The 12,835-nt window shown below is 64.2% G+C and carries 12 protein-coding genes and 1 tRNA gene; 8 read left to right on the plus strand and 5 right to left on the minus strand.

Translation table 11 applies throughout. The features are described from left to right. Positions 1-67: 67 nt before the first annotated feature. A complete protein-coding gene (locus HAP48_RS13935; RefSeq protein ID WP_166213316.1) occupies positions 68-1,249 on the minus strand; it encodes an MFS transporter in 1,182 nt (393 codons plus the stop codon). A gap of 98 nt (positions 1,250-1,347) precedes the next feature. Between HAP48_RS13935 and HAP48_RS13940 the strand changes: the two genes are divergently transcribed. Further along, positions 1,348-2,304: a LysR family transcriptional regulator gene (locus tag HAP48_RS13940; RefSeq protein ID WP_166213315.1), complete on the plus strand. Its 957-nt coding sequence runs from the start codon at positions 1,348-1,350 to the stop codon at positions 2,302-2,304. A gap of 15 nt (positions 2,305-2,319) precedes the next feature. Here HAP48_RS13940 and HAP48_RS13945 read toward each other — a convergent pair whose 3' ends face one another. Continuing rightward, positions 2,320-3,069, minus strand: coding sequence for a class I SAM-dependent methyltransferase (locus HAP48_RS13945; protein ID WP_166213314.1), 750 nt, complete (start codon positions 3,067-3,069; stop codon positions 2,320-2,322). 222 nt (positions 3,070-3,291) lie between these two features. Between HAP48_RS13945 and HAP48_RS13950 the strand changes: the two genes are divergently transcribed. From HAP48_RS13950 to HAP48_RS13960, 3 genes are all read left to right on the plus strand, one after another. Beyond that, on the plus strand, positions 3,292-4,611 hold the full coding sequence (locus tag HAP48_RS13950) for an Hsp70 family protein (RefSeq protein WP_166213313.1): 1,320 nt from the start codon (positions 3,292-3,294) through the stop codon (positions 4,609-4,611). 138 nt (positions 4,612-4,749) lie between these two features. Then, positions 4,750-6,342 carry an ABC-F family ATP-binding cassette domain-containing protein gene (locus tag HAP48_RS13955; RefSeq protein ID WP_166213312.1) on the plus strand — a complete coding sequence of 531 codons (1,593 nt, stop codon included), beginning with the start codon at positions 4,750-4,752 and terminating at the stop codon, positions 6,340-6,342. A gap of 1,146 nt (positions 6,343-7,488) precedes the next feature. Then, positions 7,489-8,001 (plus strand): lipocalin-like domain-containing protein, encoded by a 513-nt coding sequence (locus HAP48_RS13960; protein ID WP_084518685.1) that lies wholly within the window; start codon positions 7,489-7,491, stop codon positions 7,999-8,001. A gap of 428 nt (positions 8,002-8,429) precedes the next feature. Here HAP48_RS13960 and HAP48_RS13965 read toward each other — a convergent pair whose 3' ends face one another. Beyond that, entirely contained in the window at positions 8,430-8,771 is a 342-nt protein-coding gene (locus HAP48_RS13965; protein ID WP_084518684.1) for a hypothetical protein, read from the minus strand. A 221-nt stretch (positions 8,772-8,992) separates the two neighbouring features. Between HAP48_RS13965 and HAP48_RS13970 the strand changes: the two genes are divergently transcribed. The 3 genes from HAP48_RS13970 to HAP48_RS13980 all read left to right on the plus strand — a co-directional run bounded on the left by HAP48_RS13970 (position 8,993) and on the right by HAP48_RS13980 (position 10,201). Further along, positions 8,993-9,223 (plus strand): hypothetical protein, encoded by a 231-nt coding sequence (locus HAP48_RS13970; RefSeq protein ID WP_156928937.1) that lies wholly within the window; start codon positions 8,993-8,995, stop codon positions 9,221-9,223. 187 nt (positions 9,224-9,410) lie between these two features. Then, positions 9,411-9,677 carry a hypothetical protein gene (locus HAP48_RS13975; protein ID WP_175612326.1) on the plus strand — a complete coding sequence of 89 codons (267 nt, stop codon included), beginning with the start codon at positions 9,411-9,413 and terminating at the stop codon, positions 9,675-9,677. Then, positions 9,674-10,201, plus strand: coding sequence for a DUF1269 domain-containing protein (locus HAP48_RS13980; RefSeq protein WP_029084302.1), 528 nt, complete (start codon positions 9,674-9,676; stop codon positions 10,199-10,201). The genes HAP48_RS13975 and HAP48_RS13980 overlap by 4 nt, the downstream gene beginning before the upstream one ends. Before the next feature lie 75 nt (positions 10,202-10,276). Here HAP48_RS13980 and HAP48_RS13985 read toward each other — a convergent pair. Further along, a tRNA-Ser gene (locus tag HAP48_RS13985) sits at positions 10,277-10,366 on the minus strand. A gap of 214 nt (positions 10,367-10,580) precedes the next feature. On the opposite strand from HAP48_RS13985, the gene HAP48_RS13990 reads away from it, so the two are divergent. Further along, positions 10,581-11,444: an alpha/beta fold hydrolase gene (locus tag HAP48_RS13990; protein ID WP_166213311.1), complete on the plus strand. Its 864-nt coding sequence runs from the start codon at positions 10,581-10,583 to the stop codon at positions 11,442-11,444. A gap of 215 nt (positions 11,445-11,659) precedes the next feature. On the opposite strand, the gene HAP48_RS13995 is transcribed toward HAP48_RS13990, so the two are convergent. Continuing rightward, entirely contained in the window at positions 11,660-12,817 is a 1,158-nt protein-coding gene (locus HAP48_RS13995) for an ROK family protein (RefSeq protein ID WP_166213310.1), read from the minus strand. Between the last annotated feature and the right edge of the window lie 18 nt (positions 12,818-12,835).

Below are 12,835 nucleotides of genomic sequence, written 5' to 3' on the forward strand. Positions count from 1 at the left end.
TTGATCGCGGCGCCGAGAATCTCCTCCGACGCGCCGTTGGAATGGACGTCGGCGGTGTCGCTGCGATTCACTCCGCCGGGCACTGCGTGGCGAGGACGACCGGCCGATCGAGACGCAGGCTCCACAGCGCGAGCAACAGCCCGACCGCGGTGATGAGCGCCGCCACCAGCGGCAGCGCGCCGAGGCCGAGGCCGCGATCGATGGTCACGCCGCCGGCCCAGGCGCCGAGCGCATTGCCGAGATTGAAGGCTGCGATGTTCAGGCTCGAGGCCAGCGTCCGCCCCTCCACGCCGGCGGCTTCGAGCACGCGGAGCTGCAGCGGCGCCACCGTCGCGAACGCCGCGATGCCGAGAATGAACAGCAGCGCCACCGCCAGCGCCTTGATCGAGACCACGGCGGCAAGCGCGACGAGGACGGCAGCAAGGCCGCCAAGGGAAACCAGTAATGCGCGCGCCAGTCCCTTGTCGGCGAGCCGGCCGCCCGCGACGTTGCCGATCGCTAGTCCAGCACCGAACACCAACAGGATCGGCGACACCGCAGCGTCGGAAAATCCGGTCAGCCGGGTCAGGATCGGCTGCACGTAGGTGAAGACCGCGAACAGGCCACCGAAGCCGAACACCGTCATCGCAAGCCCGAGCAGCACCTGCGGGCGGCCGAGCACCGCGAGCTCATCGCGCAGCGGCGCCGGCTTGTCCTTGGCGCCGACATGGCCGGGCACCAGCACGGCCAGCACGATGAAAGCGACCACGCCGATCACAGCCACGGCCCAGAACGCCGCGCGCCAGCCGAGCATCAGGCCGAACCAAGCGCCGAAGGGCACGCCGAGCAGGGTCGCGACCGTGAGGCCGATGAACATCGTGGCGATCGCCGAGGCGCGCTTGTCTTCCGGGACGAGACTTGTCGCCACCACCGAGCCGACGCCGAAGAAGGTGCCGTGCGCCAGCGAGGTGAGAATGCGCGCGGCCATCAGCAGTTCGTAGTTCGGCGCCAGCGCGCAGGCCACGTTGCCGAGCGTGAAGATCGCCATCAGCGCCAGCAGCACCGCCTTGCGCGGCATCCGCCGCGTTGCAAGCGTCAGGATCGGTGCGCCAACGAACACGCCGAGCGCGTAGCCGGAGATCAACAGCCCCGCCGCTGATACAGATACCTGCATGTCGGCGGCGACCTGCAGCAGCAGTCCCATGATGAGGAATTCGGTGGTGCCGATGCCAAAGGCACCGGCGGTCAAGGCAAGGACTGCAGCAGGCATGTGTCGCTCCGGATGAGGATTCCGCAATGCGACATAGCGGTCCGGACCAATAAGGATTAGAATGGCCGCAATCCAATCATTTGTGACGTGAATTCAAGATGGCCCGGTCAGACACCAATCGCTCCGGCGAGATGGACGTGTTCGTCCGTGTCGTCGATCTCGGCGGCTTCACCGCTGCCGCGAACAGCCTGCGCCAGACGCCGTCGGGCGTCAGCAAGCTGGTCTCCCGGCTCGAGACGCGACTCGGCACGCGGCTGGTCAACCGCACCACGCGCAAGCTGCAGCTCACCGAGGAGGGACAGGCCTTCTATCAACGCGCCCAGCGCATCCTCGCCGACATCGACGAGGCCGAACGCGAGGCCGCCTCCTGCGTGCCGCGCGGCCATCTTACCGTAAACAGCAATATCCCGTTCGGCATGCTGCATGTGATGCCGCTGCTGCCGCGCTTCATGCGCGAGCATCCGGACATCACGCTCGACATCGTGCTGACCGACACGCTGGTCGATCTGATGCAGGAGCGAGCCGATGTGGCGATCCGGGTCGGTCCGCTCGGCGCCTCGCGGCTGATCGCGCGCAAGCTCGGCACCAGCCGCATGGTGGTGGTCGCCGCGCCGTCCTATCTCGCCCGCTTCGGTGTTCCGAAGACGCCGGCCGACCTCACTGCGCACCGTGGCATCGGCTGGACCTTTCCACGCAGCATCCGCGGCTGGCCGTTCCGCCGTGCCGAGCGGATCGACGAAGCGCTGCCGCCACCGGTTGCCCGCGTCAGCGACGGCGAAGCCGCGCGTCAACTCACACTCGGCGGCATCGGGCTGGGACGGCTGGCGCTGTTCCACATCGGTCCCGATATCGAGGCCGGGCGTCTGGTGCCGGTGCTGCAAAACCTCAATCCCGGCGACCGCGAGGACATCCACGCGGTTTATGTCGGCCATGCCGGTCCGCTGCCGGCGCGGGTGCGCGCCTTCATCGATTTTCTCGCACAACACACCCGCATCGGCGACCCGGCGCTGCGCCGTGGCGCCGATGGGAAGTGGAAAGTCGTGCTTGGCGGGTGAATGTTATGAACGGATCTAGGTCCGCTTCAGCAGATAGAGATGCGTGACGTACGGAAACACCACCTCGTCGGCGTCACCGAGACCGGCCTCACGCAGGATGACGTCCGTCTTCTCGCGAAGGACTGCCTTCTCTGCATCAGGAAGATTAGCGACATAGCTGGTCGACACGACGCGCTCATAGACGCCCTGTCGCCCCATCCGATGCGGATGGTCCTGCACGATTTCCCTCTCGAGCACGAAGCGTGGATCGTTCAGGATCCAGCGCCAACGCCCCGAGCGTTGCCGGGGCGTGTCTCCCGCGTAGCCTTCAATCATGACGGACAACGCGTCGACCCACGGCGCGCGGTCATCCCTGTTGTTCCAGACCAGCGCAAGCGTCCCGCCGGGACGCAACAGTCGCGCGATCTCAGCGACCGACGGCTCGTTGTCGAACCAATGGAACGCCTGGGCGCAGGTGACGAGATCGACACTGCCGGTTGCAAGATCGATCGCATCGGCGCGCGTGTTGATCACCTCGATCCCGGCTTCGTTCGTCAGCCTGGCCGACATCTCGGCAACCGGCTCGACCGCGACCAGGCGCGCGGTCGAGGACAGATGCGGAAGCAGCAAGCGGGTGAACTTGCCGGTTCCCGCGCCGAGATCGACGACGCAATGCGCGGTTTGGAGTGGCAGCGCGGCGACAATATCGGCGGGATAGCTGGGACGGCCGGCCTCGTAAGCAGCAACCGCGACACGATAATTTTTGGCCGTGGGGTTGAGTGTCATCCGCTTCTCCTAGCCATGCTGTGCCGTGAACCCTGTCCGGCGGTATAGAGCAGCGGGCGCGCAGGACGGGAAGAGCGGGCCGATTCACGTTTCGCTGAACATTCGTCATCCTGGCGTCACAGCCTGTTCCCGGAGTGCGCGCAGCGCGTCAGAAAGGGTTGGCAAGTCCGGCCAAAGCCGCTAAAGGTCCACCCCCCTTTACATCACAAATCCGAGCATGACATGTCGAGCGCCCCGCCCGCCGTCTCGATTGGCGTCGATTTCGGCACCAGCAACACTGTGGTCGCGCTGTCCGACGGCGACGGCCGCGTCGAGGCGGTCAGATTCGACCATGGCGGCCGCACGCATAGCGTCTATGTGTCCGCGCTGTGCTTCTGGGAAGATCGGCCCGGCGCCGGCCTGCACCCGCGCGCCGAGGGCGGCCCCTGGGCGATCGAGCAGTTCCTCGAGGGACGGACGATCCATCGCTTCATCCAGTCGTTCAAGTCGTTTGCGGCGAGCTCGGCCTTCAACACCACCCAGATCTTCCGGCAGCGCTACAAGTTCGAGGACCTGCTCGCGGCGTTCCTGCGCACGCTGACGCGCCATGCCGGCGACGGGTTCGATCTCGGCGCGCCGACCATCATGGTCGGCCGCCCGGTGCGCTTCGCCGGCGGCAATCCCAATGACGAGCTCGCCATGCAGCGCTACCGCGCCGCGTTCGAGCGGCTCGGCGCCGGACACGCGCGCTATGTCTACGAGCCGGTGGGCGCCGCGTTCTCCTTTGCGCGCAGTCTCGACCACGACGCCACGGTGCTGGTCGCCGATTTCGGCGGCGGCACCAGCGACTTCTCGGTGATGCGCTTCTCGCGCAAGGGCGGCGCGCTGCGCGCCGAGCCGCTGGGACATGCCGGCATCGGCATCGCCGGCGACACCTTCGACTACCGTATCGTCGACCACATCGTCTCGCCGCGGCTCGGCAAGGGCAGCAACTACCGCTCGTTCGACAAGGTGCTGCCGATCCCCAACCATTATTATTCGAGCCTCGCCCGCTGGCATCAGCTCGCGATGATGAGGGGCAATGGCGATTTGCGCGAATTGCAGCAACTCGCGCGCACCGCGCTCGATCCGGCGCCGCTGCACGATTTCATCACCATCGTCGACCACGATCTCGGCTTTGCGCTCTACCGCGCCGTATCGGACACCAAGGTCGCGCTGTCGAGCCAGGACCGCGTCGAGTTCCGGTTTGCCCGCGAAGGCATCGATATCGGCGCGACCGTGACGCGCGACGATTTCGAATCCTGGATCGCCGACGACATCGAGCGGCTCGGTGCAACCGTCGACGAGGCGCTGGCAAAGTCCGGCATCACCGCGCACGACGTGGAAAAGGTGTTCCTGACCGGCGGCACCTCGTTCGTGCCGGCCGTGCAGCGCCTGTTCGCCGAGCGCTTTGGCGCGGCGCGGCTGACCTCGGCAGATCAATTCGAATCGATCGCCTATGGCCTCGCCCTGATCGGCCACACGCCCGATCCCGACCGCTGGACCTTCGCCGCGGCGGCGTGACGACACCCGTCGCGCCTTGATCCCGGCCCAATACGCGACTACATCACTGCGACCATCAATCCGAGAGGATGCCGATAGCCATGGATTTCACCCTGACCGCAACGCCCATCAGCCTTGCCCACGGGGATATCCATCACCATGCCTGCATCGATCTCGCTCTCGAATCTGACCCTGTCCGCGCCTGACGGCCGGGTTCTCCTCTCCAACATCGATCTCAATTTCGGACCCGAACGCACCGGCCTTGTCGGCAGGAACGGCGTCGGCAAGACGACACTGCTCGACCTGATCGCAGGCCGGCGCACGCCGCAATCCGGCACGGTCTCGGTTCAGGGACGCGTCGCCATGCTGCGTCAGACGGTTCAGCTGACACCGGACCAATGCGTCATCGATCTGTTCGGCGCGCGCCACACACTGGCCGCCCTGCGCCGCGCCGAACAGGGCCTTGCGACCACTGACGAGCTTGCGGATGTCGACTGGACGCTCGACACGCGTATCGCGTCCGCGCTTGAGCGCGTCGAACTAAGCACCGCTCTCGACGCGCCACTGACAACACTGTCCGGCGGGCAGGCCACCAGGGCCCGCCTCGCCGCGCTGACCTTTGCAGAGCCCGACTTTCTGTTGCTCGACGAGCCCACCAACAATCTCGATCGCGCGGGACGCGAGGCGGTGATCGACCTGCTCGCCGACTGGCGCCATGGCGCCATCATCGTCAGCCACGACCGCGAGCTCTTGGAGACCGTGGATGCGATCGTCGAACTGACCTCGCTGGAGGCCAGGCGCTACGGCGGCAATTGGAGCCAATACCGCGCGCGCAGGGACGTCGAGCTTTCGGCCGCAAGGCACGATCTGGCGGATGCCGAGAAGCGCGTCGCCGAGATCGACCGCAAGGCAAGGGAAACCACCGAACGGAAAGCACGCAAGGACGGCGCCGGCGCGAAGCAGCGCGCCAAGGGCGACATGCCGCGCATCGCCGCCGGGCTACGGAAGGATCGCGCCGAAGATAGCGGCGGCGAGAACGCCCGGCTCGCCGAGCGCCGGCGGACGCAAGCGCTCGAACTTGCCAGCGCGGCACGCCAACGCATCGAGGTGTTGCGACCGTTCTCGGTGCAACTGCCATCGACACATCTGCCGGCGAGCAGGATGGTGCTGCGGATCGAAGCCGCTGACGTCGGTTACGCATCGGAGGCGCTGATCCTGCGCGATCTCACCTTCTCCATCTCGGGGCCGGAGCGCGTCGCGATCACGGGCCCCAACGGCGCCGGCAAGACGACATTGCTCAAGCTCGTCAGCGGCGAGCTGTCGCCGTCGCGCGGCACTGTCGAGGTGATGACCCGCTTTGCGATGTTCGATCAGGCGGTCGGCCTGCTCGACGCCTCGGCCTCCATCCTGGATAATTTCCGGCGCATCAATCCGAATTCCGGCGAGAACGCCTGTCGCGCGGCGCTGGCTCGCTTCATGTTTCGCGCCGATGCAGCCTTACAGATCGTCTCCAGCCTGAGCGGCGGGCAGTTGCTTCGCGCCGGCCTCGCCTGTGTGCTAGGCGGCGTGACGCCGCCGCCGCTCCTGATCCTCGACGAGCCGACCAATCATCTCGACATCGCTTCCATGGAAGCGGTCGAGGCCGGGCTGCGCGCCTATGACGGCGCGCTGCTGGTCGTGAGCCACGACGAGACTTTCCTCGAGGCGATCGCGATCGGGCGCAGGTTGGACCTCGCTGCGTATACCCGCTAGCGATAGACGGGATTGTCCGGGTCCTCCCTCGGCACGGATCTGATTGCAGCCTGGTGGCCACGGCTCCCACCAAAATATCGAAAACAACCCCATGCAAAGTAGCCAGCGGCAATTGCTTTCACGCAATCAATGTTTCGAACAATGCGGCTGATCAGAGAGTGAACAGCCGAGCACGCGTCGCCTTGGGGTAGGTGGAAGGCGCGGTGCTCGGCTGTCAGGCCGCGCGGCGGTGCGGCCATCCCGCCAGCCTCGCTCATCCCCATGAACGAGGCCGTCGGAGCTCAATCTCGCCTGTTGCTAAATTCGCGCCCTCGAATGGAGCGCGTTTCTCCAAAGGGCAAATGCGATGAAGCTGGCCAGCAACAAAGAAACGGCACCGACCGCGATCAAGAAATGCGCGAAGGCCATCTTGGAAAATCCCGATTGATAAGCGTTACGTTATGCGGCGCGAGATGCACCGCAGCCTGGCAATCAAATGCACTTCAGGAATTGATTTGCCCTGCCGGCCGCCGCCGGACAGCCCGAAAGGTGGCTGGCACTGCGCTCTGCCCACCCTTCGATTTCAGAGAGGTTGTCGAGCCACTCGGCTCTTCGCTGCCTCTCATCGCGCGGTTCGTCACACCGCTCAACTGTCACCAGGATAATCGATAAAACTTTATCGACAATCGAAAGGAAAAATTAAGGTTAACCGAGGCGCGGCGCTGCTTTCGAAGTCGGCATACGCGCGCCAGCAATGACGCGAGCTTTTATCCGATCGAGGCTGCGCAACTGCCGCCGCGTCTGAGCTATGCGCGTCCGGTAGTCCGCGACAACGGTTGCGCGAGTCGCGCGCCCAAATCCGTCTGTGTCATGTTGAGGAGCCGGTGAGTCCGCGCAAAGCTTCGGGAGACAGCCTTGGCCCTGATCCGGCAGGGTGGCCTGCTACCCAAAGCGCGGCAGAGCGAAGGATGGCGGAGAGGGAGTCCGCCGCCCCTTCCGCGAAACCCGTGAGCTTTAACGCTCTCATTTGGCGTTCAGCTATCTGGCGAGTGCAAGCATGCTTTCGCCTGACCCCACCGGGGAGGAGAGACAATTTCGATTTGGGACCCACTATTTTCGCTCACCAGCCTTTGAAGTACCGTGGTTGGACCAACTTTAGGGGGTCTCATGAACAGGCGTTGCATATTTGGCCTTTGTGCAATCGCGTTGGTCACAATCCCTGCTTTCCCAAGCAACAGCAAGGCGCAAGGAAAGTCGCTCAAGGATCAACTCGTCGGCACGTGGATTTACGTGTCCAGCACAGGTAAGCGGGAGGATGGCAGCGCCGTGCCGCGGCCAAGCGCCCAAGGCGCGGTGACCTACACGGCCGACGGCCGCTTCCACTTCATCACGGTGCGCACCGACGTACCGAAGTATGCGTCGGGCGACCCAGCACGACCGTCCCCCGAGGAAGCCATGGCCGTTGCGTCGGGCGTGGTTGCCTACACCGGAACCTACACGCTGGACGAAAGCACGAAGACGGCTCACCTCAACATCGAGACGAGTTCGGTTCCGAATTTCGTCGGAGCGCCCAATCAGCGCCGGATCGTCACGTCGATTACCGACGAGGAATTGAAGCTCACGAACCCGCGCACACCCGCAGGTGTGACGCTGGAGTTGGTGTTCAAGCGGGCGAAGTGACCAGGTTGCCATGCCATCATCTGCGTCGAGACGATGACGCGATGACGTTCGCTATCGGTAGCCTGTCCGACGCTGGCGCTCCCTTTTCAATATCAGCGGTTGCGACGGCTCGCGATGGTGGCGCGGTACGAGCGCTGGCTGCCGCTTGCTGACGCTGGCGTGCCGTCCGTGCTGCTCTCCTGATTTCAGGAGAGCGCGGTGCTGACGCTGCCGCCGTCGTGCGAGCCCCCATCCTTGGCGGACTTGAATGACCGAATTGTTCAGCTGCTGGAGCGGGACATACGGCATACTCTGTGCGGAGGAAACAACGCACAGCGCGAGCGCAAACACGGTGGGTCTGACCATTTGCATCGTCTATGTCACGGAAAGCTCTGCCGATGACTTCACCATCGGCTTCGAGCATCTATAGGCCAGCGGCGTCGCGCCGCTCAGTAGTTCGGGCAAACCCAGTTGCCGTAGGCGTCGTAGCCACAGCCGCTGCGGTAGTAGGCCCCTGTCGCAGCTGCGCCGACTGCAGCCGCGCCCACTGCCGCTGCACCGACACCGTAGCCGCGATAGCCGTAGCGCCCGCCGCGCACAGCGACAGCGCCACCCCGATATCCACGAGCAGCGACAGCGCCGCCCCGTGGTCCTCGAACCGCGACAGCGCCGCCGCCGTGGTAGCCTCCAGCACGCATACCGCCGCCACGTCGGGCGAACGCGTCGTCGGGAGTGAAAGTGACCAGCAGCATGGCTGCGGCTGCCGAAGCGATGAGAACTCGACGGAACATTGGCGCACTCCTTCTTCGAGAGGAAAGCCGCGGACACCCGCACATAGCGAACCGCGGGTTGTCCGAAGCGTCGCGCGCGGGAGCTTCGCGCTTTTGATCTAGATCAAACCTCCAATTCATCGACGTGCTCCATCACTGTTGCAGTGACAGTTGTAAACACGGGTTACCCGCTTGAAGGGCTGTCAGCTGGTAGGCACCCTATCAAGTTAAGGATGTCGCTGATGAAAGCGCAGGAACCACGGCCTGACATTTCCACGGCTTTGACGGTGACACAGTTTTGCCAAATGTTCGACATCGAGCCAGAGCTGTATGCCGCGCTAAAGCGAACCGGCCAAGGTCCGCGCGAGGTCCGCACCGGACACTGCATCGTGATCCCGTCGGAATATGCCGCGCAGTGGCTCGTCAAGGCCGAGCCGCTGCGGGTGTTCGCGCAGCGCTATCTCTGCGGATGATCAACATTGCGCGTTTGGTCGAGCGCCTGCCTGCGCCTTGGCTTATTCAATTCATCCTTGCGCGTGTTGATGTCGAGCGGTCGATGAGCAGGATTGACCGGCCCGGCGCCTCTGTTGTGTCCGCCACGCTATCCACCGCAATCCGTAGCGGCTTGCCTGTCTCGCGTGGCCCAGCGATCCTCTCGCCATGGGCACCAAGTCACGCGAGGCGATTTACGACGGATCGGTCCGGGCGGCGGCAGAGCGGGCACGCAAGGAAGCCGACCGGCTCGCCTGCGAGGCGTGGGACAAGCGCGTGCTCGGATTTCAGGCTTCGGCGCAAGGCCTGCCGGGAGACCAAGGTCGGGACCGTCACGCAGGCGCTCTAGGCAAAGATGAAAAACTGGACAGTGATCGGCATCAAGAACGACTGGAAGAAGATTTTCTCGTTCGAGTAGAGGAGCAGAACAGATGAGTGACCTTGTCGTAATTGCATTTCCAACCGAGGCGAAGGCGGAGGAAGTTCGTCAAAAATTGCTGGCCATGCAGAAGGAGTATTTGATCGAACTCGGCGATGCCGTGATCGCGGTGAAAGACAGCAAAGGAAACATTAAACTAAATCAACTGATCAATACCACGGCTGCTGGTGCGGCTACTGGCGCCTTTTGGGGCACGCTGATTGGCCTGATCTTTTTGATGCCGCTTGCTGGTGCTGCCCTTGGCGCCGCGTCCGGCACGCTCAGCGGATATTTAACGGATGTCGGCATCAACGACAAATGGATGAAAGAGACTGCTGCCGCCGTTCAACCCGGAACCGCAGCGCTCTTCGTACTGGTGCGCAAAGTCACGGCGGACAAGGTTCTTGAGAGGCTCAAAGGAGAAGGTGGCACGGTGCTAAAGACTTCTCTCGACCACACTAAGGAAGCCGCCTTGCAAGCGGCTCTGGCGGAGGTCAAAGCGGCGGTACCGGCTGCGCCTCCTGATTTGCCGGGCGTTTGAAACGATTACGACGCCTCCCGACGACCGCTGCTCGTCCAAATAGAGGAGTCTGCTCAATACCTTGCCTGGTTTGAGTGGCGGAGAGGGAGGGATTCGAACCCCCGATAGGCTTGCACCTATGCCGCATTTCGAGTGCGGTGCATTCAACCACTCTGCCACCTCTCCGATGGCCCGGGTGATTTGCGCCACCCGCGGTCGGGGCGTGTTCTAGGCGAGGATGGCGGGCCAGACAAGGCGCTGCAACAATATTTCCGTCAGCCGTGCCTCGCCCCATCGAAGCACCGGGGGTGATGCAAGAAAGCGCGCGGAAACAAAGCGCTAGCGGGACGGTTCTGGTTCGGTCGGCGCGCCGGCCAACCAGAAGGAGCAGGAGCGGACCATGGAGCATGTGACGATTCGGGCCAATGGCGCGGCGTTCCGCGTCGCGCGGACCGGGAGCGGCAAGCCGCTGCTGCTGTTGCACGGCTGGCCGGAATTCTGGCTGACCTGGAAGCCGGTGATGGCGCGCCTCGCCGACCGCTACACCCTGATCGCGCCCGACCTGCGCGGCTTCGGCGACAGCGACAAGCCCACCGGCCCCTACGGGCCCGATCAGCATACCGACGACATGCTGGCGCTGCTCGACGCGCTCGGCATCGACAAGGCCGGCGTGGTCGGTCACGACGTCGGCGGCGCGGTGATGCAGCCGCTCGCCCGCAAGGCGCCCGAGCGCATCGCCGGCCTGTTTTTCTTCGATTTCGTCTATCCCGGCATCGGCCCGCGGATGGCGGCGCCCGACCGGCTGAACCACATCTGGTACCAGTCGTTCCACCAGATGGAGATGGCGCCCGCGCTGGTCGGCGCCAGCCGCGACAATTGCCGCATCTATATCAGCCATTTCCTGCACAATTGGGCACACCGCAAGGCTGCGTTCGACGACGTGATCGAAGACTTCGCCGACAATTTCTTCAAGCCCGGCAATCTCGCCGGCGGCTTTGCGCATTATCGCGCTTCTCATGCGGGGCGCGTGAAGATGATGCAGGGTGAAGCCCCCGCGCTGCCGCCGATCAGCGTGCCGACCTGCATCCGCTGGGCCGAGCACGATCCGCTGTTTCCCTATGCCTGGACCGACCGGCTCGGCGAGACCTTCACCAATCTGGACCTGAAGATGTTTCCCGATGTCGGGCATTTCCCGCATCGCGAGGACCCCGACCGCGCGGCCGCCGAGATCGCCGGCTTTTTCGAGCGGATCAATTGGAGGTAGAAAGTGGTGGGACCGCCAGGACGCGACAAAAACTGGCGGTCCCGTGCCGCTTCTCAAAAATGCTGGCCGGGAAGTGCGGCTTCGCCGGTCGGCGGGAGCGACACGGGTCACGGTAGCGGCCGACGCCGAAACGGCAACGCGAACCCGATCTTAACCTAACCGATCAACCTTACCGCGCGATCGGCTGACACAAGCGAGCTTCAAGCGTCCGAGGCTCAGGCGTCGGCCTTTTTGGCTTTCTTGGCCTTCTTCTCGCTCTTGTCGCCCTCGTCGTCCTTGTCCTTCTTCTCGGCTTTCTTGTCGTCCTTGCCGTTGTCTTTCTTGCGATTGGTGTAGCGGGCGTTGCCGAGCCCGGTTCCGATCGTCAACACGCCCCAGCGCGCGACATCCTGTATGAACGGGACCTCGGCCAGCCCCTGCGCCACGCCGTCATTATGCATCACGATCGCGGTGTCATGATCGCCGATCTGCGGGATCGCCTCGACCAGGCTCGCCGGCAGGTTGAATTTGCTGCTCTCCCAATTGCCCGGCAGATTCTGCGCGCCCTTCTCGATCGAGCCGTCCTCCTTGATGACGCCGGGACAGGAGATGCCGATGAATGGCGCGAGCTTGAGATTCGCCTTCTCGGCCTCGGCGATCAGATCCTTCAGCATCTTCACCAGCCGCTTCACCGCGCCTTCGCGCGTCGGCTCGTCGTCGGCGTGGCGCCACAGCTCCGATTTCCAGACCGTTGCCTTGGAGAGATCCGGCTCCTTCTTCCAGCGCGTCTCGACGACGCCGCAGCGGATATTGGTGCCGCCGATATCGACCGCGAGCACGCCGTCATGGGCCTCGAAGATCCACGATGGTGCCAGATGCAGCGTGCCGATCAGGCCGGCGTCATCGGGGTGAAAGCGGATCGGCACCAGATCGACCTTGAGACCCTCCGACTTCAGGATGATGTCGGTGCGCGCGATCGCGAGCTCGCCGAGCCTGGAGTCGCGAAAGCCGCCGCCGACCACGATGCGCTCGGTCTTCGCCCAGGCCTTGGTGTTGAGGAAGCGCCGCGTCACATAGGCGAGTTCCTGCGCGAACTCCTCGATCGCGCTGTGCACGACCGCGGAGGCCTCGGTGTCGTCGCCGACCAGCAACTCATCGAGCTTCTTCTTGCTGATCTTGTCCGACGGCTCGTCGCCGAACGGATCTTCATCCGACTTGCGCAGTGGCTTGCGCCAGCGGTCCAGGATCTTGCGGAAAGCGCCCTTTGAGGCGCGATCGCCAAGGAAGCCCTCGTCGTCCTTCAATTCGATGTTGAAGCTGTCGATGTCGACAGATGGCAGCCGCGCGGCACCGTGGTGCGCGATGCCCGTGGTCAGTCCAGCGTCGTCAGCCATTTAGCCCTTGCCTGCCCG

Source organism: Bradyrhizobium septentrionale (genome assembly GCF_011516645.4).
GTDB classification, from domain to species: domain Bacteria; phylum Pseudomonadota; class Alphaproteobacteria; order Rhizobiales; family Xanthobacteraceae; genus Bradyrhizobium; species Bradyrhizobium septentrionale.